We start from the raw sequence: 20,147 nt of genomic DNA, 5'->3' as shown, positions 1-20,147 counted from the left end.
TCGGGAAAGACTCACCATTCGGGTTGCTTTGATCTTGCCCTGTTGACGCCAAGTGGACTATACCTGTCGGCACCTCACGAGGGCCCCGTGCGCGCGGCGCTCCTGGCGGTAGCGAGAAAAAGAGCACCACTCAGCTTCAACTGACCCGCGGTGTCGGGCCCTTCGCCGGTGGGCGATTCGTCGGGAGACCGGAACACCGCCTGAGTCCTGGAGAAGGCGAGGACTTGAGCATGGGATCAACCAACGTCAACCGCCGTGATCTGATCAAGCGATCTGCCGCAGTCGGCCTGGTCGCCGCACCCGGCATGGGGCTGCTGAGCGCCTGCGCCAGCGGCGGCGGCGAGAACGAGAACAAGGTCGACAAGGGCAAGAAGTCCAAGGACAACCCGCTGGCGGTCAACAAGGACGCCGGGCTCGAAGTCGTGATCTTCAACGGCGGCTACGGGGACCAGTACGCGCTGGACAACCACAAGGTCTACGAGAAGAACTTCGGCAAGGTCAGCCATGCCAAGACCCAGAAGATCCGCACCAAGATGCAGCCGCGGATGGTCAAGGGCGACCCGCCGGACGTGATCAACAACTCCGGCGCCGAGAACATGGACGTCGCGAGCCTCATAGAGAAGGGGCAGGTCGCAGACCTCCAGCCGCTGCTGGACGCCCCCTCCCTCTACGACCCCTCGAAGAAGGTCAGCGAGACGCTGCTGCCCGGCACCCTGGAGAAGGGCCGCTTCGGCAGCGACAAGGTCTACCAGCTCAACTACTCCTACACCGTCTACGGAGTCTGGTACTCCAAGACGAACCTGGAGAAGCTGGATCTCGAGTACCCCAAGACCTGGGACGAGATGCTGGCCGCCTGCGCCAAGGCCAAGAAGGAAGGCGTCGCGGGCTGGACGTACGCGGGCAAGCACCCGTACTACTTCTCCTTCACGCTCTACCCCTTCATCGCCAAGATCGGCGGCCAGGACGTCCTGAAGGCCATCGACAACCTCGAGCCCAACGCGTGGAAGCACGACGCGGTGAAGAAGGCATTCGAGGCCTACCACGAGCTCTACGCGAAGGGCTACGTCCTCAAGGGCACGCCCGGCATCGACCACATCCAGTCCCAGACCCAGTGGAACAAGGGCAAGGCGCTGTTCATCCCGAACGGTTCCTGGGTCGAGAACGAGGCGAAGAAGACCACGCCCAAGGACTTCGAGATGGCGGTCGCACCGCCCTCCAGCCTCGACAAGTCCGACGCGATGCCCTTCGAGACCCTCTGGGCCGAGGCGAGCGAGCCGTTCATGGTGCCCAAGCAGGCGAAGAACGTCGAAGGCGGCATGGAGTGGCTGCGCGTCATGCTGGGCAAGCAGTCGACGCAGAACTTCAGCAAGCAGGTCTCCGCGCTCACCTGTGTCGACGGTGCAGCGGAGGGGCTCGACCTGCTGCCCGGTCTGGCCTCCGCGCAGCAGACCCTGAAGGAGGCCGGCGACAACCTGGTCAGTCCGCGTCTCCACGACTGGTACCTGGAGCTGCACAAGGACAAGGTCGGCGGAGCCATCGCCTCGATGATGGCCGGCGACATCGAGCCCGCCGAAGCCATGAAGCGCTGCCAGAAGGCGGCCGACGAGGTGGCCAAGGACGACTCGGTCAAGAAGTACAAGCGCTGAGCCGGAGCGTGGGGAGACCCCACAGCAGCGCGGTACGGGATCCATCGGTCGACAGGTGAGTATGGAGCGGGGCGGAATGGCGAACGACGTCCGGACAGTGGCCGAGACCTCCACTGGTTCAGGGTCGGGGAAGAACGCCGGAGGAACGGCACGAAGCGGAACGGGACCCCTCGTTCTCGCGTTCCTCCTTCCGCCCCGCTTCACACCGGAGAAGGTGCGCAACGACCGCCGGTACCGAACGCTGGACAAGTACCGGTTCATCTGCTGGTTCCTGCTCGTGCCGCTGGTGATCTACGCGGTCTTCGTCATCTCGCCGTTCTTCCAGGCGTTCTACTACTCGCTGACCGACTGGACGGGCTTCAGCAGCGACTTCGCATTCGTCGGACTCGACAACTACAGCCGCCTGCTGGAGGACTCGACGTTCTGGGCGTCCATGCGGCACAGCCTGCTGCTGCTCGTGGTGGCGCCACTCGTCACGCTGGCACTCGGCCTCTTCTTCGCCTTCATGCTGCAGGCCGGTGGACGGCACAAGAAGAACGAGGCCATCTCCGGAGTACGCGGCGCGAAGCTGTACAAGAACGTGTACTTCTTCCCGCAGGTGCTCTCCGTGGCGATCATCGGCGTGGTCTGGGGCGCGATGTACGACCCCATCACCGGGCCGATCAACGAGGTGCTGCGCCTGGCCGGCCTGGAGTCGCTGACCCGGTCCTGGCTCGCCGACCCCAAGTTCGCACTGTCGTGTGTGCTGTTCGTGCTCTGCTGGATGTTCATCGGCTTCTACGTGGTGCTCTTCTCCGCCGCGATGGGCGCCATCCCCAAGGACATCTACGAGGCGGCACTGCTGGACGGTGCGAGCCGCCCCGCGACGTTCTTCCGCGTCACGCTGCCGCTGATCTGGGACACGGTGCAGACCGGATGGATCTACATGGGCATCCAGGCACTCGACTCGTTCGCGATCGTGCACATCATGACCATCAACCGGGGCGGCCCCGGCGACTCGACGCTGGTCACCCCGGTCTACCTGTACAAGAAGGCATTCGACTCCGGGCAGGCCGGCTACGCCACAGCCATCGGCGTGGTGCTGCTCCTCGTCACCATGGTGTTCGCGGGGATCATGATGCTGCTCAGCCGCCGCGACCGGATCGAGTACTGAGAATGAGCGGGGAGACAAACGCAATGAGCGCAACCCAGCCCGCCGCGAAGGCCGAGGACGCCGCACCGGCCGCAGGGGACGGTGCCGCGGCGGCCGGTCCCTCCGCGCCGGCGAAGCCGAAGGGAACGGGTACCGAGGGCGGCACGCTCAACGTCTTCGCCAACTCCTTCCTCGTGCTGTGGTCCGTCATGGCCGCCGGACCGCTGGTGTGGGTCATGGTCAACTCCCTGCGGGAGTCCGGCGACATCCAGGGCAAGCCCTTCGGCCTGCCCACGGCGTTCAGCGTCGAGAACTTCACGAACGCCTGGTCGGACGCGAACATCGGCGAGTTCGCGCTCAACTCGCTGATCATCCTTGCCGGTTCACTGCCCGGCACGATGCTGCTGGGCTCCATGGCGGCGTACGTGATCGCCCGCTTCGCCTTCCCGGGCAACCGCGTGATCTACCTGCTGTTCGCGGGCGGAATGATGTTCCCCATCATCCTCGCGGTCGTGCCGCTGTTCTTCGTCATGGACAACTTCTCGCTGCTGGACACCCGGCAGGGGCTGATCCTGGCGTACATCGCGTACTCGCTGCCGTTCACGACGTTCTTCATGACGGCGTTCTTCCGCACACTGCCCGGCAGCATCGCCGAGGCCGCCACCATCGACGGCGCCTCGCACCTGCGCACGTTCTTCCAGATCATGCTGCCGATGGCCAAGCCCGGCCTGATCAGCATCGGCATCTTCAACTTCCTCGGCCAGTGGAACCAGTACTTCCTGCCTCTCGCGCTGAACTCGGAGAGCGAGTCCAAGGCGCTGCTGACCCAGGGCCTCGCCGAACTCTCCGTGAACCAGGGCTACGAGGGCGACTGGGGCGCGCTCTTCGCGGGGCTGACGATCGCGATGCTGCCCATCCTGGTCGTCTACATGGTCTTCCAGCGCCAGGTGCAGGAGGGACTGACCGCCGGAGCCGTCAAGTAGGGGCGCCTCGGCGGGGCTTCCGCCGCGGGCGCGGCCTCCGCCCGGCGGGGCTGCTCACGCTCCCGTGAGCCTCCACAAGTGAGCGCAATACCTCGCTCAAGGTCTTGACGGGAGAGATCCCCTCGGGCTCTGCTTAGAGTTCATATGTTGGAGGCATGCCGTTCCATTGACGCGGTGCGGCGGACGGTCCGATGGTCGCGCCGGCCGTCGAGGCGGGAGTGGATCAGTGGTGGAGACTCCGGGGTCGCAGTCCTCTCTGCACCGGGCCAATCTTGAACGGGTCGTGCGCGCGGTGCGGATGGCCGGCTCGCTGACCCAGGCGGAGATCGCCCGTACGACCGGACTGTCCGCGGCGACGGTCTCCAACATCGTCCGGGAGTTGAAGGAGAGCGGCACCGTCCAGGTGACCCCGACCTCCGCCGGCGGGCGCAGGGCGCGGGCGGTCTCCCTCAGCGGCGACGCGGGCGCCGTCGTCGGCGTCGACTTCGGCCACTCCCACCTGCGGGTGGCCGTCGGCAACCTGGCGCACCAGGTACTGGCCGAAGAGGCCGAACCCATCGACGTGGACGCCTCCGCGGACGAGGGGTTCGACCGCGCCGAACAGCTCGTGCACCGGCTCGTCGCGACCACCGGCATCAGCCGGGAGAAGCTGATCGGCGTCGGCCTCGGCGTCCCCGGCCCCATCGACGTGGAGACCGGCGAGCTGGGCTCCACCTCGATCCTGCCGGGCTGGGCCGGCACCCACCCCCGTCAGGAGCTGGCCGCGCGCCTGGGCGTGCCGGTCTACGTCGACAACGACGCCAACCTCGGCGCGCTCGGCGAGCAGGTGTGGGGCAACGGGCGCGGCGCGGGCGACCTCGCGTACATCAAGGTCGCGAGCGGCGTGGGCGCGGGTCTCGTCATCAGCGGCCAGATCTACCGCGGACCGGGCGGCACAGCGGGCGAGATCGGGCACATCACTCTGGACGAATCCGGTCCCGTCTGCCGCTGCGGCAACCGGGGCTGCCTGGAGACGTTCACCGCGGCCCGCTACGTCCTGCCGCTGCTGCACTCCAGCCACGGCACGGACCTGACGATGGCGCGCGTCGTCGAACTGGCGCGGGACGGCGACCCGGGCTGCCGCCGGGTCGTGGCCGACATCGGCCGGCACATCGGCAGTGGCGTCGCCAACCTGTGCAACCTGCTCAACCCCAGCCGCGTCGTGCTCGGCGGCGACCTCGCCGAAGCGGGCGACCTGGTGCTGGGGCCCGTGCGCGACTCCGTGGCGCGGTACGCGATCCCCAGCGCGGCACGGCAGTTGACGGTCGTGCCGGGAACCCTGGGCGGGCGCGCGGAGGTGCTCGGCGCCCTGGCGCTCGTGCTGAGCGAGATGGGCGACGCGACGCTGCTGGACTCCGCGAGTTCGTTCTCGCACGGCGCGGACGTCAAGAGGGAACCGGGGACCAGACGGAACAGGGCGGCCTCGACGGGTGCGGCTCCGGAGACCGCGCAGCGCCGGACACCCGTCGGTGCGGCGGCGGGCCTCGCCTGAGCCGCGGGCGGGAGGGGCCGGGCGGGGCGGTCGCGTCGGGGACGCACCGGCCGCCGGGCCGACGCGTGGCCCCGCGGGCGGCGTCCAGGCCACCGGAGTCGGCGCTTCCGACTCCGTTCCGGGCCCGACCGGTTACGTAAAGTACCGTTTTGAGTTCACGCAGATAACGGATGGCATCGTTGCCGTCTCGTTAATGATTTACTTCTTGACGCTTGACTTCCCTCAGAGTTGACTTCCGACCACCTCGGCCGCAACGACGCGGCCCCGTCAGGGAGGTTGGAACCCCATGAACGCAAAGGTGCGTCGCGTCGTCATAGGTACGGCGGCCGTCTCGATGGCCCTGTCGCTCGCCGCGTGCGGCAAGGCAGGTGGTGGCGACGGCGGCGGTGGCGGAGACGACAAGACCATCGGTCTGCTGCTGCCGGAGAACAAGACCACGCGTTACGAGACCTTCGACCGTCCGCTCATCGAGAAGAAGATCAAGTCTCTGTGTTCGGACTGCAAGGTCAAGTACAACAACGCCACGCAGGACTCCGAGACGCAGAAGAAGCAGTTCGACGCGCTCATCACCCAGGGCGTCAAGACGATCATCCTCGACGCGGTGGACGCGCAGGCCACCAAGTCCTGGGTCGACCGGGCCGCCAAGAAGGGCGTCAAGGTCGTCGCGTACGACCGTCTCGCCGAGGGTGACATCTCCGCCTACATCTCCTACGACAACGAGCGGATCGGTGAGCTGCAGGGCCAGGGCCTCGTCGACGCGCTGGGGGACAAGGCGAAGGACAGCAACGTCGTCATGATCAACGGTTCGCCCACGGACCCGAACGCGCCGCTGTTCAAGAAGGGCGCGCACAGCGTGCTCGACGAGAAGGTCAAGAAGGTCGTCTATGAGTCGGACATCCCGGACTGGTCGCCGGACGAGGCGAACAAGAAGATGGGCGCCGCCATCACCAAGCTCGGCAAGGACGGCTTCGACGGCGTCTACGCCGCCAACGACGGTATGGCCGGCGGTGTCTCGACCGCGATGAAGAAGCAGGGCGTCGAGGACGTACCGCTCGGCGGCCAGGACGCCGAACTCGCCGGTCTGCAGCGCATCATCAAGGGCGACCAGACGCTCACCATCTACAAGGCGATCAAGCCGCAGGCGGAGACGACCGCCGAGATCGCGGTGGCCCTGCTCAAGGGCGAGAAGATCGACGAGTTCACGCCGAAGAAGGTCGACAGCAAGAGCAAGAAGGGCGTCCCGTCCCAGCTGTACGACGCCAAGATCGTGACCAAGGACAACATCAAGGACACGATCGTCAAGGACAAGGTCTACAAGGTCGAAGAGATCTGCACGCCGCAGTTCGCGAAGGCGTGCGAGGCAGCCGGCCTGAAGTGACCCCCGGGCCACGGCCAGTGGCCCACTGACATCGAGAAGTGCAGGCCGCCGCCCCCGCAGACCGGGGGCGGCGCCTGACGGAAGATCGGAGTTGGCCCAGTGGCGAAGGAAGCCGTACTGGCGCTGCGAGGGATCTCCAAGCGGTTCGGTGCCGTTCAGGCGCTCACCGATGTGGATCTGGAAGTACGTACCGGCGAGGTGATCGCCCTGGTCGGCGACAACGGCGCCGGCAAATCGACCCTGGTGAAGACCATCGCGGGTGTGCACCCCATCGACGACGGCACCATCGAGTGGGAGGGCAGGGCGGTCTCGATCAACAGGCCGCACGACGCCCAGGACCTCGGCATCGCCACCGTCTACCAGGACCTCGCACTGTGCGACAACCTGGACGTCGTCGCGAACCTCTTCCTCGGGAACGAGGTGCGCAGCGCCGCGGTCCTGGACGAGATCGCCATGGAGAAGCGGGCCATGGAGCTGCTGGACACGCTCTCCATCCGCATCCCGAGCGTCCGCATACCCGTCGCCTCGCTCTCCGGCGGTCAGCGGCAGGTCGTCGCGATCGCCCGCGCGCTGATCGGCGACCCCAAGGTGGTCATCCTCGACGAGCCGACCGCGGCGCTCGGCGTCGAGCAGACGGCGCAGGTCCTCGACCTCGTGGAGAGGCTGCGGGAGCGCGGTCTCGCCGTCATCCTCATCAGCCACAACATGGCGGACGTGCAGGCGGTCGCGGACCGTGTGGCGGTTCTCCGCCTCGGCCGCAACAACGGCGTCTTCGACGTCGCGAGCACCTCCCACGAGGAGGTCGTCGCCGCCATCACGGGCGCTTCGGACAACGCGGTCACCCGCCGTCAGGCACGTACCGGGACGGTCGGCACCGACAAGGAGGTGGCCAAGTGAGCGACACCGTCGACAAGGAACGCGGCGGCGAGGCCGGAGTGACGGGCGACGCACCGGCGAAGACCGGCGGAGCCGCCGCCCCAGGCGGGAGCCCCGCGGTCGACCCGCGGCTCCTCGTACGCGAACAGGGCTTCGCGGGCTACCTGACGGACTTCAAGCGCAGGGTGCGGGGCGGCGAGCTCGGCTCGCTGCCCGTCGTCCTCGGGCTGATCGTCATCGCCGTGATCTTCCAGTCGCTGAACGACAACTTCCTCTCCGCGGGCAGTGTCAGCGACATCGGCGTGTACATCGCCGGTACGGGCATCATGGCGACCGGCATCGTCTTCGTGCTGCTGCTGGGCGAGATCGACCTGTCGGTCGGTTCCGTCGCCGGCGTGGGCGCCGCGGTGTGGGCGGTCCTCAGCGTCACCAACGACATGAACGACTGGCTCGCGGTGCTCATCGCCATCGCGTCCGGTCTGGCCATCGGCACCCTGCACGGCTTCTTCTTCGCCAGGGTCGGCGTGCCCGCCTTCGTGGTCACCCTCGCCGGATTCCTCGGCTGGAGCGGTCTGCAGATCTGGCTGATGGGCTCCGAGGGCAGCATCAACACGCCCGAAGGCAGCGTCGTCGAGGACCTGACCGGTTACTACTTCGAGGACATCGCCGCCGCCTACGGCCTGGCCCTGGTGGCCGTACTCGCCTACGCGGCGGCCCTGTTGACGGACGCCAGGCGGCGCCGGGCGGCCCGTCTGCCGTCCCGGCCCGTCAGCGAGATCGTGGTGCGCACCGCGGTGGTGGCGGTGGCGGCCTTCGTCGCCGCCTACGTGCTCAACCAGTCGCGGGGCCTGCCGCTGGCGCTGGTCCTCTTCCTCGGGGTACTGGTCGTCGCGGACTTCGTGGTGCGCCGTACGACGTACGGCCGGCAGATCTTCGCGGTCGGCGGCAACGCCGAGGCCGCGCGCCGGGCGGGCATCAACGTCGAGCGGGTCCGCATCACCGTCTTCGGCATCGCCGGGATGCTCGCGGCGTTCGGCGGCCTGTTCATCGCCAGCCTCTCCGGCGGTGCCACGAAGAGCCTCGGCGCGGGCAACACGCTGATGAACGTCATCGCCGCCGCCGTCATCGGCGGTACGAGCCTGTTCGGCGGACGCGGCAAGATCTGGTCGGCGCTGCTGGGCATCCTCGTCATCCAGTCGATCCAGCAGGGCCTGAACCTGCTCGGCATGGCGAGTGAGATCCAGTACATGATCACCGGCGCGGTGCTGCTGGCCGCCGTGGTCATCGACTCCGTCTCCCGCCGTACGCAGAAGACGGCCGGACGTACGTAGCGGCGGCGCTCCGCACGGCGCATCCGCGTTCCCCACCGGGGGCGTGCAGGGGCCCCGCCCTCGGGCGGGGCCCTCATGCGTACCGGTACCGGCCGGCACGCGGCGCACCCGGGCGCCGTCCCCGGAACGGAGGCCCGGCCCCCGGCGGTGCGCCCGCCCGGCGCCCGCCCGCCGGCGACCCGCGGACGTCCCCTCCGCCGCCCCCAGTCGGGTGACCGATCTCGCACGGCCCGAAGAAGCCGTCTCCGGAAGGAACATTAGACTCGTCTGAATCAGCACAGTCGAGATGCTCGACAGCAAGGAGGCACCGTGGATAAGGGGCCGCGCTCAGCGCGTCATCCCGGGTCGGGGGCGGTGGCGTTCCCCAAGGCGCAGCGAAGGGGAAGGTGGGACCTGCTGACCCGCGTGAAGGGTCCACGTGACCTCGACGAGCTCGCGCCGGAGCAGCTGGAACAGCTGGCCGGGGAGATCCGCTCGTTCCTGGTCGACTCCGTCGCCAAGACCGGCGGTCACCTGGGACCGAACCTGGGTGTGGTCGAGCTGACCATCGCGCTGCACCGCGTGTTCGATTCCCCCAAGGACAGCATCCTCTTCGACACCGGGCACCAGAGCTACGTGCACAAGCTCCTGACCGGGCGTCAGGACTTCTCCCGGCTCCGCCTCAAGGGCGGCCTCTCCGGCTACCCCTCCCGTGCCGAATCCGAGCACGACGTCATCGAGAACAGCCACGCCTCCACCGTCCTCGGATGGGCCGACGGCCTCGCCAAGGCCAACGAGGTGCAGCAGAAGGACGACCACGTCGTCGCCGTCATCGGCGACGGGGCGCTGACCGGCGGCATGGCCTGGGAGGCGCTCAACAACATCGCCGCCGCGAAGGACCGTCCGCTCGTCATCGTCGTCAACGACAACGAGCGCAGCTACGCGCCCACCATCGGCGGTCTCGCCAATCATCTCGCCACGCTCCGCACGACCGACGGCTACGAGCGCTTCCTCGCCCGCGGCAAGGAGGTGCTCAACCGCACCCCGGTCGTGGGCAAGCCGCTCTACGAGACGCTGCACGGCGCGAAGAAGGGCCTGAAGGACTTCATCGCGCCGCAGGGCATGTTCGAGGACCTGGGCCTGAAGTACGTCGGCCCGATCGACGGGCACGACGTCGCCGCCGTCGAGTCGGCCCTGCAGCGGGCGAAGCGTTTCGGCGGCCCGGTCCTGGTGCACTGCCTGACGGAGAAGGGCCGCGGCTACCAGCCCGCGCTGGAGGACGAGGCGGACCAGTTCCACGCCGTCCCGGTCATCCACCCCGACACCGGCCTGCCGGTGAAGTCCTCGGGCGCCGACTGGACTTCGGTCTTCGGCGAGGAGATGGTCAAGCTCGGCAGGGAGCGGGAGGACATCGTGGCCATCACGGCCGCGATGATGCGCCCGGTCGGACTGCACGAGTTCGCCGAGGAGTTCCCCGAGCGCGTCTACGACGTGGGCATCGCCGAACAGCACGCCGCCGTCTCCGCGGCGGGCCTGGCCAGCGGCGGACTGCACCCGGTCTTCGCCGTCTACGCCACCTTCCTCAACCGGGCCTTCGACCAGCTGCTGATGGACGTGGCGCTGCACAAGTGCGGAGTGACGTTCGTACTGGACCGCGCGGGCGTCACCGGCACCGACGGCCCCTCGCACAACGGCATGTGGGACATGTCGATCCTGCAGTGCGTGCCCGGACTGCGCCTTGCCGCGCCGCGCGACGCCGACCAGGTACGCGCCCAGCTGCGCGAGGCCGTGGACGTGGACGACGCCCCGACGGTGGTGCGCTACTCCAAGGGCGCGGTGGGTCCGGCAGTGCCGGCGGTCGGACGCGTCGGCAGGATGGACGTGCTGCGCAAGGCACCGGACACGCAGCGGCCCGACGTGCTGCTGGTGTCCGTCGGCGCGCTGGCCCCGATGTGCCTGGAGATCGCCGACCTGCTGGACAAGCAGGGGATCTCGGCGACGGTCGTGGACCCGCGCTGGGTCAAGCCCGTCGACGAGGAGCTGGCGCCGCTGGCGGAGCAGCACCGGGTCGTGGTGACGGTGGAGGACAACTGCCGTGCGGGCGGCGTCGGTTCGGCCGTCTCGCAGGCGCTGCGCGACGCCGGTGTGGACGTCCCGCTCCGTGACTTCGGCATTCCGGAGCGCTTCCTCGACCACGGTTCCCGGGGCGAGGTCATGGCCGAGATCGGGCTCACCGCACCGGACATCGCCCGGCAGGTCACGGGGCTCGTGGCCAAGCTGGACGGCCGGTTCGAGACGCAGGCCGCGGAGGCGGCACGCGACTGACCGGCCTCCGGGCCGGCCGCGGCCCGGGCTGCACGACTGACCGAAGGGCCTGACGGACCCCGCGAGGGGACCGGTCGGGCCCTTCGTCGCTGCCCCCGCCGGTGCCGCCCCCGCCGGTGCCGCCCCCGCCAGTGCTGCGGCCGGGAAGGGGTGCCGGGCCTCGCGAGCCGGTGAATCTTTCCGGTCGCGGTACTAGCTTGAACGCATGCCGACCTCCCGCCCCTCCGTCATGTCGACACCGGCGCCCGCCGACAGGGCAGTGCCGTCGCAGCGCGCCGGCCGCCCCCGGTTCCCGGATCGTCCGGCGCTGCGAGGGCTGCGAGGGCTGTCAGGGCTGCGAGCGAGCTACTGGGGGCGGCTGCTGCCCGTACTGGCGCTGCTGGCGGGGGTGACCCGGCTGCCGTCGTTCACGCGTCCGCTGTGGAATCCGGACGAGGGCTTCCTCGCAACGCAGGCACGGCAGTTGGACGCCGGCGGTGTCCTCTACGAGACCGTGGTCGACCGCAAGCCGCCGCTGCTGCCCTGGCTCTACGAGGCCGCGTTCGCGCTCTTCGGGGACGGTTCCCTGTGGCCGCTGCGAGTGGCTGCCGTCGTCGTGGTCCTCGCCGGTGCGGTGCTGCTCGCGTCGCTGGCCCGCCGCCGCTGGGGCGACCGTGCGGGCGGTCTCGCGGGCGTCTGCTACGTACTGGTGTCCGTGGGTCTCGTCCCTGAGGACACGCAGGCGGCGACCTTCGAGGTCTTCATGCTGCCGTGGACCGTCCTCGCCATGTGGTGCGCGGACCGCGGCCGTTGGGCATGGGCGGGCCTGGCGGTCGCCGGGGCCGTACTCACGAAGCAGACGGGCGGCGCCGTCCTGCTGCCCGTGCTGTGGCTGCTGTGGCAGGCGCGGTGCGGCTGGTGGGCGGCCGCGCGCCTGCTCGCGACGGCGGCACTGCCCGTGCTGGCCGCTGCGCTCGCCCTCGGGCCGGGACGCCTCCTCTTCTGGACGGTGACAGGCTCGGGCGACTACGCGTCGGCCGACGGCGCCGCCGCTCACGCCCTGCTGCGGGCGGTGGCCAACTCGGCTCTGCTGGCGGGGGCATGCCTGCCGCTGGTGGCGGCGGCGGTGTACGCATGGCGCACCGCCGTCCGGCGGCCCGGGAACGAGGGGCGGACGCAGACCGCGGACGTGTGGGTGTGGCTGGCGGCCTCGGGGGCGGCCGTGACGGTGGGCTTCCAGTTCTTCGGCCACTACTTCCTGCAACTCACCCCTGCCCTGGCGCTGTTGGCCGCTGCCGCGCTGCAACACCTCCGCGGACGCCTGCTGTTCACCGCCCTCGCGGTGAACGCGCTGATCACGAGCGGCTTCCTGCTCTGGGCACTGTTCGCACCGCACGGCGAACTCGCCCACCAGCAGCGGCTGGCGGCCGAGATCCGGTCCCGCACCGCGCCGTCCGAGCGGGTACTGCTGTGGGGGATGCACCCCGAGGGTTACTGGTTCGCCGACCGCACTCCCGCTTCCCGATACCTCACCGCCGGGTTCCTCACCAACTTCAGCGGCGGCCGTGGCGGCGTCCGGGTGGGGGAGCAGTACGCGATGGACGGCGCCTGGCCGTATTTCAGCGGGGAGTTGAGACGTCACCCGCCGGTCCTCGTCGTCGACGACTCGCGCGGCAAGCCCTACGCCGTGCGGCGCACACCCACCCTGCGCGCCTTCGTCGACCGCCACTACGAGCGCGCAGGCACCGTCGACGGGGCGGTCCTGTACGTCCGTTCGCACCCGGCCGGTCACTGAACACGGCAGCGCCCGTCCGCACCGATTGCGGACGGGCGCTGCCGGTCTGCGACGGCAGGGGCCGGGCCTAGGCCGGGACGCTCGCGACGCCCGGCTCGAGGAAGCGGCGCCCGGCGGCCCGCTCGCTGACGCCCTCACGGTCCAGGTACGGGGTGATCCCGCCGAGGTGGAAGGGCCAGCCGGCACCGGTGATCAGGCACAGGTCGACGTCCTGCGCCTCGGCCACGACACCCTCGTCGAGCATGAGGCGCACCTCCTGCGCGATGGCGTCCAGCGCCCGGTCGCGCACCTGCTCCTCGGTGAGCACCGTGTCACCGGTCTGGAAGAGCGCCTCGACCTCCGGGTCCAGCTCGGGCTTGCCGGAGTCGTGGACGTACAGGTTGCGCTTGCCTGCCTCGACGACGCGGCCGAGGTTCTCCGAGACGCCGAAGCGGTCCGGGAAGGCCGTGTGCAGCGTCTCCGAGACGTGGTGGGCGACGGCGGGCCCGACCAGTTCCAGCAGCACGATCGGCGACATCGGCAGCCCCAGCGGCGCGAGCGCCCTGTCGGCGACCTCGACCGGCGTGCCCTCGTCGATGGAACGCAGCACCTCGCCCAGGAACCGCGTGAGGACCCTGTTGACGACGAAGGCAGGTGCGTCCTTGACCAGCACCGCCGTCTTCTTCAGCGACTTGGCCACGGCGAAGGCGGTCGCCAGCGACGCGTCGTCCGTACGCTCCGCGCGCACGATCTCCAGCAGCGGCAGGACCGCCACGGGGTTGAAGAAGTGGAAGCCGACGACGCGCTCGGGGTGATTGAGCTGCGAGGCCATCTCCGTGATGGAGAGCGAGGAGGTGTTGGTGGCGAGGATGGCGTGCTCCGGCACGACGGCCTCGACCTCGGCGAAGATCCGCTGCTTGAGGCCCATCTCCTCGAAGACGGCCTCGATGACGAAGTCCGCGTCCGCGAAGGCCGCGGCCTTGTCCAGCGAACCGGTCACCAGTGCCTTCAGCCGGTTGGCCTTGTCCTGGTTGACCCGGCCCTTGAGCAGCAGCTTGTCGATCTCCTCGTGGACGTAGCCCACGCCCTTGTCGACGCGCTCCTGGTCGATGTCGGTCAGCACGACCGGCACCTCGAGGCGCCGGGCGAAGAGCAGCGCCAGCTGCGAGGCCATCAGGCCCGCCCCCACCACGCCGACCTTGGTGACAGGACGCGCGAGGGACTTGTCGGGAGCGCCGGCCGGCCGCTTGGCGCGCTTCTGCACCAGGTTGAACGCGTAGATTCCGCTGCGCAGTTCACCGCCCATGATGAGGTCGGCGAGCGCCTCGTCCTCGGCCTCGAAGCCGGCACGCAGGTCGCCGTTCCTGGCCGCCTCGACGATGTCGAGCGCGCGGTACGCGGCGGGCGCCGCCCCGTGCACCTTGCTGTCGGCGATCTGCTTGCCCCGCGCCACGGCCTGGTCCCACGCCTCGTCACGGTCGACCTCGGGCCGTACGACCTCGATCTCGCCCTTGAGGACGGCCGCCGTCCAGCGCAGCGACTGCTCCAGGAAGTCGGCGCCCTCGAACAGGGCGTCGGCGATGCCCAGTTCGTAGACCTGGGGGCCCTTGAGCTGCTTGTTCTGGTTCAGGGAGTTCTCGATGATGACCGAGACCGCCTTGTCGGCGCCGATGAGGTTCGGCAGCAGCGCGCAGCCGCCCCAGCCCGGGACGAGACCGAGGAAGACCTCCGGCAGCCCGAAGGCCGGCACGGCCTGCGAGACGGTGCGGTAGGTGCAGTGCAGCCCCACCTCCACACCGCCGCCCATCGCGGCACCGTTGTAGTACGCGAACGTCGGCACGCCCAGGTCGGCCAGCCGGCGGAAGACGGCGTGCCCGCCCTGCCCGATGGCGAGGGCGTCGTCGCGCTCCTTGAGGAGCTCGACACCCTTCAGGTCGGCGCCGACGGCGAAGATGAACGGCTTGCCGGTGAGACCGACGCCGACGATCTCGCCCTCCTTCGCCTCCTTCTCGACCTGGTCGAGCGCGGCGTCGAGGTTGGCCAGCGAAGCCGGCCCGAACGTGGTCGGCTTGGTGTGGTCGAAGCCGTTGTCCAGCGTGATCAGTGCGAACCGGCCCACGCCGCCCGGGAGGTCGAGGTGGCGTACGTGCGCCTGCGTCACGACCTCGTCGGGGAACAGCTCGGCGGCGCCCTTCAGCAGCTCAGCTGTGTTGCTCACTTGCCTGCTCCCTCACTGTGTCCATTGGTCGCTCCGCTCCAGTGCGGGTTCTCCCAGATGACCGTTCCGCCCATGCCGAAGCCGACGCACATCGTCGTCAGCCCGTACCGCACGTGCGGCTGCTCCTCGAACTGCCGGGCCAGCTGCGTCATCAGCCGTACACCGGACGAGGCCAGCGGGTGGCCGTAGGCGATCGCGCCGCCGTACTGGTTCACGCGCGGGTCGTCGTCGGCGATGCCGTAGTGGTCCAGCAGGGCCAGCACCTGTACGGCGAAGGCCTCGTTGATCTCGAACAGCCCGATGTCGTCGATGGAGAGACCCGCCTTCGCCAGGGCCTTCTCGGTGGACGGCACCGGCCCGACGCCCATGACCTCCGGCTCCACGCCTGCGAACGCGTAGCTGACCAGCCGCATCCTGACCGGCAGGCCCGCCTCCTGGGCGAAGTCCTCGGCCGCGATCAGCGAGGCGGTCGCACCGTCGTTGAGCCCTGCGGCGTTGCCCGGGGTGACGCGGCCGTGCGCGCGGAAAGGCGTCTTCAGCCCGGCGAGCTGCTCCAGCGTGGTCCCCGGGCGCATCGGCTCGTCCTGCGTGACGAGGCCCCAGCCGGTCTCCCCGGCTTCCTCGTTCGTGCGCCGGACCGAGATCGGCACGAGGTCCTGCTGGATCTTGCCGTTGGCGTAGGCCTTGGCGGCCTTCTCCTGGCTGCGCACCGCGTACTCGTCGGCGCGCTGCTTGGTCAGGTGGGGGAAGCGGTCGTGCAGGTTCTCCGCGGTCATGCCCATGAACAGCGCGGACTGGTCGACCAGTTTCTCCGAGACGAAGCGCGGGTTGGGGTCGACGCCCTCGCCCATCGGGTGCCGGCCCATGTGCTCGACGCCGCCCGCGAGCACGACGTCGTAGGCGCCGAAGGAGATGGACCCGGCGGTGCTCGTCACCGCAGTCATCGCACCGGCGCACATGCGGTCGATGGAGTAACCGGGCACCGAGTTGGGCAGGCCGGCCAGGATGCCGGCGGTGCGTCCCAGCGTCAGGCCCTGGTCGCCGATCTGGGTGGTGGCGGCGATCGCCACCTCGTCGATGCGCTCCGGGGGCAGATCCGGGTTGCGGCGCAGCAGCTCACGGATGCACTTCACGACCAGGTCGTCGGCTCGGGTCTCGTGGTAGATGCCCTTGGGGCCCGCCTTGCCGAACGGTGTACGGACGCCGTCGACGAAGACGACGTCCCTAGCGGTACGAGGCACTTTGGCTCTCCTCCAGGTGCGGTACAGATACGCCGGACGGCGCGCTTCCCACGGGCCATGCTACCCATGGGTAACTCAGGGGCAAGGCCCGCCTCCGGTGAGGGGCACACGTCACACTCCGGCCGGTCCCGGGCCGGTGCCCGCAGCATTCTCAGCGCCGTCGCCGCACGCGGCGAACCAGCCGGCCCGGCCCCCGCCGCGGACGGCGGGGCCGCGGCAGGAGGGACAGCCCGGCGAAGGCTCCCGGCTGATCGTCGGGCGAGGGGACCGGGACCTTCCGTTCGGCCTGCGCCTGCACCGCGAGGTGCGATTCGTGAGCGGTCACGTAGAAGGGTTCGCAGACGACGGACACGGCGTCGCGGAGCGCCTGCCCCGCGACGCCGCGACGGCGTATCACGGCCGCCAGCCACGCGAAGAACCCCATGACCGCACCCAGGGACGCGGCGACGGCCAGGTACGGCACGACCTCACCCATGAGCGCGTCCCTACCCGTCGTCGCCCCGCGCAGGCTCGTCGGACGGGGCGGGCGTCGCCAGGGCGTCCGTCAGCAGCGCCGCGGTCTGCTCGATCTGCCACTCCCGCGCACCCAGTGCACGCAGCGCCGAGACGACCTCCGCCTCGCTGCGTACCCGCGGCGGCTGCCAGCACAGCCTGCGGACGCTGTCCGGGGTCAGCAGGTTCTCCTGCGGCAGCCGCAGCTCGTCCGCGCGGGCGGTCACGGCGGCGCGGGCGGCGGCGAGCCGCGCGGCGGCGGCGGGGTCCTTGTCCGCCCAGGACCTGGGCGGAGGGGGTCCGTTCGTGGCCTGGCTCTGCTGCGGCAGCGCGGTCTCCGGGAGCTCCTTCGCCCGGTCGACGACCGCCTGCCAGTGGTCGAGCTGCTTGCGTCCCATCCGGTGGCCGAAGCCCGGGAGGGCCGAGAGGGCGCGGGCGTCCGAGGGCATGGCGAGCGCCGCCTCGACGATCGCCGCGTCGGTGAGGACCTTGCCGGGGGACACGTCGCGCTTCTGCGCGATCTTGTCCCGGGCCGTCCACAGCTCCCGTACGACGGCCATCTGACGGCGCCGCCGCACCTTGTGCATGCCGGAGGTGCGCCGCCAGGGGTCCTTGCGCGGGGGCGCCGGCGGAGCGGCGGCGATGGCCTCGAACTCCTGCCGGGCCCAGGAGAGCTTGCCCTGCTGCTCCAGGTCCGCCTCCAGCGCGTCCCGCAGGTCGACCAGGAGTTCGACGTCCAGGGCGGCGTAATGCAGCCACGGCCGGGGGAGCGGACGCGTCGACCAGTCGACGGCGGAGTGGCCCTTCTCCAGGGCGTAGCCGAGGACGTTCTCGACCATGGCGCCCAGCCCCACCCGGGCGTGACCGGCCAGCCGGCCGGCGAGTTCCGTGTCGAAGAGCCGCTGGGGCACCATGCCTATCTCGCGCAGACACGGCAGGTCCTGGGTGGCGGCGTGGAGCACCCACTCGGTGTCCGCCAGTACGGCACCCAGTGCGGAGAGGTCGGGGCAGCCGACCGGGTCGATCAGCGCGCTCCCCGCTCCCTGGCGCCGCAGCTGCACGAGGTATGCCCTCTGCCCGTACCGGTAGCCGGAGGCCCGCTCGGCGTCGACGGCGACCGGACCGGAACCCGCCGCGAACGCGGCGACGACCTCGGCCAGCCCCGCCTCGTCCGCGACGACCGGCGGGACCCCCTCGCGGGGCTCCAGCAGAGGGACCGGCGCCGGACCGGTGTCCGGCTCCCCGGGCGGGGCCTGAGCTGCGTTCGCTGATGCGGTCTCTTGGGCGTCGGTCACCGGTCAAGAGTATCTGCGAGCACAGGGTGGTTGTCCGAATGTCCGGGCAGACGGTTGTCCATACCACTGGAAGAAACGGCGCAGCCGGGAGGCGTGCGAGCCGGGACGAGCGTCCGGCGCAGCAGAGGCGCCCGCCGACGGAACGTGCCGTCGGCGGGCGCCTCGGAGAGCGGGAGGTCGGTACCGGTCAGTGGATGATGCCGGTGCGAAGTGCCACCGCGACCATGCCGGCGCGGTCGCCGGTGCCCAACTTGCGGGCGATACGGGCGAGATGGGACTTGACCGTCAGTGCCGAGAGGCCCATCGAGACGCCGATCGCCTTGTTGGACTGGCCCTCCGCAACCAGCCGCAGCACCTCGACCTCACGTCCGGACAGTTCGCGCTGCCCGCCGGGGTGGCCCGGGCCTCCGGGCCCGCCGCCGGGGCGGCGGTGCATGCGAGCGGCGGCGGCGCCGATGGGGGCGGCGCCGTGCCGGGTCGGCATGGCGCCGAGGTTGTTGCGGGTGCCGGTGACGACGTAGCCCTTGACGCCGCCCGCGAGGGCGTTGCGCACGGCGCCGATGTCGTCGGCGGCGGAGAGGGCCAGGCCGTTCGGCCAGCCCGCGGCTCGGGTCTCGGACAGCAGGCTGAGGCCGGAACCGTCGGGGAGATGGACGTCGGCAACGCAGATGTCGCGCGGGTTGCCGACTCGGGGACGTGCCTCCGCGATCGACGACGCCTCGATGACATCCCGTACGCCGAGAGCCCAGAGATGTCGGGTCACGGTGGATCGGACTCGGGGGTCTGCCACGACGACCATTGCGGTCGGCTTGTTCGGGCGGTAGGCGACCAGGCTTGTGGGGTGCTCAAGAAGAACAGACACCGGGCCTCCGAGGGCTGGCTGCGGACGGAACGATTCCGGTGACCGTGCGGGGTGATCCGGGGTGTTCCGTGTGGAAGGGGTCATAGACTCCTTCGGCAGGTCGGAGGCCTGCCTTTAGGGAATGATCACCAATTGGTGACCGATATTTCCCAAATCGGACAGTCGCTCGACCTGCTGCGGACAGTCAGAGCGGCTGAGGTCCGCGCCGCTTCGGAAGGGTGACGACGGAGGCGCCCTCGCCATGCTCGGGCGGCAGTCCCGCGCACTGGCACAGCAGCTCGGCCCACGCCGACAGATGGGCTGCCATGTCGGGGAGCGCGTCGGGTGCCGCCGGGTCGTCGGGGCGGGGCGTCCAGCTCGCGCGGATCTCCAACTCGCTCTGCGGAGGCCGCTCTTCGAGACCGCCGAAGTAGGACGAGCCGGAGCGGGTCACCGTGCCGCTCGGATCTCCGTAGGTCGCCGAACGCGTCTCCAGCGCACCCGTCAGCCACGACCACGTCACCTCCGGGAGCAGCGGGTCTCCGGCCATCTCCGGCTCCAGATCGGTGCGGCCGAGGGTGACGACGCGGAACGTGCCCTGCCACGACTCCTGACCTGACGGGTCGTGGAGCAGGACGAAGCGGCCGTCCGCGAGTTCCGGGGGGTCGCCCCCCGCGCCTTCCTCGGCGGGGTCCGTGACGCTCGCCGAGAGGGCGAAGGTGTAGGGCGCCAGGCGTTTGGGAGCGGGAAGCGCGGAGAGCTGCACCTCCGGACGCGTGCGTGCGGCGTTCAGGGCTGCCACCGCGCGCTGAAAGGGCAGCGGGGCGCTGTCGCCTCCGCCGCCCGAGCTGCCGGAGCCCTCCGTCATTTGTGGTCGAGCCGCTGCCATGGGCCGAAGAGTAGGCCGCGGCGGCGGCGCAGACCGGTAGGGACACTCGCAAGTGGCCGAAGAGTGGTGGGTGTTGAGAGCGGTGTGGCGCGTCAGGAGGCCGTGAGCGGGACGTGGGAGCGCTCCGGGCGCCGAGGGGCGGCGGGTGAGAATGGCCGACAAGTGCGGGCCCGCGTCCGGGGACGTACCGGGGCCCGGCGGGCCGCTCCCGCCCGGCGGCTCACCGGGCGCGGGGCG

At 70.1% G+C, this 20,147-nt stretch carries 15 protein-coding genes; 9 read left to right on the top strand and 6 right to left on the bottom strand.

Annotated elements, in window-relative coordinates; genetic code table 11:
* Positions 1-230: 230 nt before the first annotated feature.
* The 9 genes from ngcE to ACFPA8_RS20010 all read left to right on the top strand — a co-directional run bounded on the left by ngcE (position 231) and on the right by ACFPA8_RS20010 (position 12,955).
* Entirely contained in the window at positions 231-1,646 is a 1,416-nt protein-coding gene (gene ngcE / locus ACFPA8_RS20050) for an N-acetylglucosamine/diacetylchitobiose ABC transporter substrate-binding protein (RefSeq protein WP_386450394.1), read from the top strand.
* A gap of 76 nt (positions 1,647-1,722) precedes the next feature.
* Positions 1,723-2,799 (top strand): carbohydrate ABC transporter permease, encoded by a 1,077-nt coding sequence (locus ACFPA8_RS20045; protein WP_386450392.1) that lies wholly within the window; start codon positions 1,723-1,725, stop codon positions 2,797-2,799.
* A gap of 23 nt (positions 2,800-2,822) precedes the next feature.
* On the top strand, positions 2,823-3,761 hold the full coding sequence (locus ACFPA8_RS20040; protein WP_386450390.1) for a carbohydrate ABC transporter permease: 939 nt from the start codon (positions 2,823-2,825) through the stop codon (positions 3,759-3,761).
* A gap of 229 nt (positions 3,762-3,990) precedes the next feature.
* Positions 3,991-5,292: an ROK family transcriptional regulator gene (locus ACFPA8_RS20035; RefSeq protein ID WP_386450494.1), complete on the top strand. Its 1,302-nt coding sequence runs from the start codon at positions 3,991-3,993 to the stop codon at positions 5,290-5,292.
* Positions 5,293-5,578: 286 nt separating this feature from the next.
* A complete protein-coding gene (locus ACFPA8_RS20030) occupies positions 5,579-6,670 on the top strand; it encodes an ABC transporter substrate-binding protein (protein ID WP_386450388.1) in 1,092 nt (363 codons plus the stop codon).
* A 99-nt stretch (positions 6,671-6,769) separates the two neighbouring features.
* Positions 6,770-7,567: an ATP-binding cassette domain-containing protein gene (locus tag ACFPA8_RS20025; protein ID WP_386450386.1), complete on the top strand. Its 798-nt coding sequence runs from the start codon at positions 6,770-6,772 to the stop codon at positions 7,565-7,567.
* Positions 7,564-8,877, top strand: coding sequence for a sugar ABC transporter permease (locus tag ACFPA8_RS20020; RefSeq protein ID WP_386450385.1), 1,314 nt, complete (start codon positions 7,564-7,566; stop codon positions 8,875-8,877). The genes ACFPA8_RS20025 and ACFPA8_RS20020 overlap by 4 nt, the downstream gene beginning before the upstream one ends.
* Positions 8,878-9,270: 393 nt before the next feature.
* On the top strand, positions 9,271-11,181 hold the full coding sequence (gene dxs / locus ACFPA8_RS20015) for a 1-deoxy-D-xylulose-5-phosphate synthase (RefSeq protein ID WP_386450492.1): 1,911 nt from the start codon (positions 9,271-9,273) through the stop codon (positions 11,179-11,181).
* A gap of 205 nt (positions 11,182-11,386) precedes the next feature.
* Positions 11,387-12,955: an ArnT family glycosyltransferase gene (locus ACFPA8_RS20010; protein ID WP_386450383.1), complete on the top strand. Its 1,569-nt coding sequence runs from the start codon at positions 11,387-11,389 to the stop codon at positions 12,953-12,955.
* Positions 12,956-13,022: 67 nt separating this feature from the next.
* Here ACFPA8_RS20010 and ACFPA8_RS20005 read toward each other — a convergent pair whose 3' ends face one another.
* From ACFPA8_RS20005 to ACFPA8_RS19980, 6 genes are all read right to left on the bottom strand, one after another.
* Positions 13,023-15,152 carry a 3-hydroxyacyl-CoA dehydrogenase NAD-binding domain-containing protein gene (locus ACFPA8_RS20005; protein WP_386450381.1) on the bottom strand — a complete coding sequence of 710 codons (2,130 nt, stop codon included), beginning with the start codon at positions 15,150-15,152 and terminating at the stop codon, positions 13,023-13,025.
* Positions 15,149-16,393: a thiolase family protein gene (locus ACFPA8_RS20000; protein WP_386450379.1), complete on the bottom strand. Its 1,245-nt coding sequence runs from the start codon at positions 16,391-16,393 to the stop codon at positions 15,149-15,151. Before ACFPA8_RS20000 ends, ACFPA8_RS20005 begins: the two co-directional genes overlap by 4 nt.
* Positions 16,394-16,544: 151 nt before the next feature.
* Positions 16,545-16,868 carry a hypothetical protein gene (locus tag ACFPA8_RS19995; RefSeq protein ID WP_386450377.1) on the bottom strand — a complete coding sequence of 108 codons (324 nt, stop codon included), beginning with the start codon at positions 16,866-16,868 and terminating at the stop codon, positions 16,545-16,547.
* Positions 16,869-16,878: 10 nt separating this feature from the next.
* On the bottom strand, positions 16,879-18,180 hold the full coding sequence (locus ACFPA8_RS19990) for an HRDC domain-containing protein (RefSeq protein ID WP_386450375.1): 1,302 nt from the start codon (positions 18,178-18,180) through the stop codon (positions 16,879-16,881).
* 187 nt (positions 18,181-18,367) lie between these two features.
* On the bottom strand, positions 18,368-19,042 hold the full coding sequence (locus ACFPA8_RS19985; protein ID WP_028433019.1) for a response regulator transcription factor: 675 nt from the start codon (positions 19,040-19,042) through the stop codon (positions 18,368-18,370).
* 184 nt (positions 19,043-19,226) lie between these two features.
* Positions 19,227-19,910, bottom strand: a complete 684-nt coding sequence (locus ACFPA8_RS19980) for a DUF3000 domain-containing protein (protein ID WP_386450373.1) — start codon at positions 19,908-19,910, stop codon at positions 19,227-19,229.
* Positions 19,911-20,147 lie beyond the last annotated feature (237 nt).

This window comes from Streptomyces ovatisporus, from assembly GCF_042653885.1.
GTDB classification, from domain to species: domain Bacteria; phylum Actinomycetota; class Actinomycetes; order Streptomycetales; family Streptomycetaceae; genus Streptomyces; species Streptomyces ovatisporus.
The sequence above is the reverse complement of the archived record's forward strand: the minus strand, read 5'-3'. Positions and strand labels throughout refer to the sequence as shown.